Annotated in this window: 2 protein-coding genes; both read left to right on the top strand. The window is 46.4% G+C overall.

Annotated features, from left to right (window positions below):
• Window positions 1–405 (top strand): helix-turn-helix domain-containing protein (locus FRY97_RS21900; RefSeq protein ID WP_147169756.1); only part of this gene is annotated, 405 nt, incomplete at its 5' end.
• Complete coding sequence (locus FRY97_RS21895) at window positions 393–1079, top strand: IS630 family transposase (protein WP_147169755.1); 687 nt, start codon at window positions 393–395, stop codon at window positions 1077–1079. The genes FRY97_RS21900 and FRY97_RS21895, both read left to right, overlap by 13 nt.
• Window positions 1080–1095: the final 16 nt, after the last annotated feature.

Raw genomic sequence — 1095 nt, 5'->3', positions numbered from 1 at the left:
GGCCTGCTTCAAAAAGGCAATCATAATAGCCGGGAGTACAGGCGAGCACAGATATTACTTAAACTGCATGCAGGCGGCAAACCTACGGCGATATCTCAAGAAGTTTATTGTAGCCCGGCTACAGTTAAAGCAGTAAAGAGCCGCTACCTGGAGGGGGGCTTGGAACGGGCATTGAAAGATGCCCCTCGAAGCGGAGCCCCGGCGAAAGTAACAGAGTACCATGAAGCAGATATTACTGCCATTGCCTGCACTACTCCGCCAAAAGGGCGCGGGAAATGGACAGCGGAGCTATTATCGGATGAGCTGGTGAAACTGGGCTATGAGGAAGGCCATAGCCCCAGCAGTGTGCGCCGTGTTTTAAAAAAAGCAAACTCAAACCCTGGCAAGAACGCCTGTGGTGCATAGGCAATTTAAATGGCCAATATATAGCCAGGATGGAGGCCGTGCTAGACTTCTACAATAGGGAAGTGGAGCCGGGGGTAGTGCGCTTAGCTTTTGATGAACGCCCCTGCCAATTATTGGGAGACATAGTGGAGCCTTTAGCGATGAAACCTGGAAAAGCTAAACGGACCGATTCAGAGTATGAAAAAAAGGGCACTTGTAACATATTATTAGCTTATAATATAGATGCAGGAAAACGCTACTTAGAAGTAAGCAAATGCCGCAAGAAAGCGGACTTTGCCAGGTTTTGGGATAATTTAGTAGCCACTGAATTTGAACAGGTAAAGCGCATAGATGTGTTGCTGGATAACCTAAATACTCATGAGGCTAGTTCTTTCTATGAGCACCTTCCTGTGCAAAAAGCCGATGAGCTGCGTAGAAAGATCAATTTCATTTACACTCCTAAAAAGGGCAGTTGGCTAAATGTAAGTGAGATTGAATTCGCTGCCTTATGCAAACAGTGCCTGGAGGGCAGAAGAATAGGAACCCTAGAGCAACTTGATGAACAAGCCCAAGCATGGAGCAACAGCCGCAATGCCAAAGGGATAGTCATCAAATGGACTTTCACCAAGGGGCAGGCCAGAAAAAAATTTAAACGGCAGTACGATGAATTGCTAAAAAATAAATCCATTGATTAATGGCGAAGCCTACTAG

Origin of the sequence: Phaeodactylibacter luteus (assembly GCF_007993045.1) — a bacterium.
Lineage (GTDB): Bacteria > Bacteroidota > Bacteroidia > Chitinophagales > Saprospiraceae > Phaeodactylibacter > Phaeodactylibacter luteus.
This window is presented reverse-complemented; position numbering and strand designations above follow the sequence as displayed.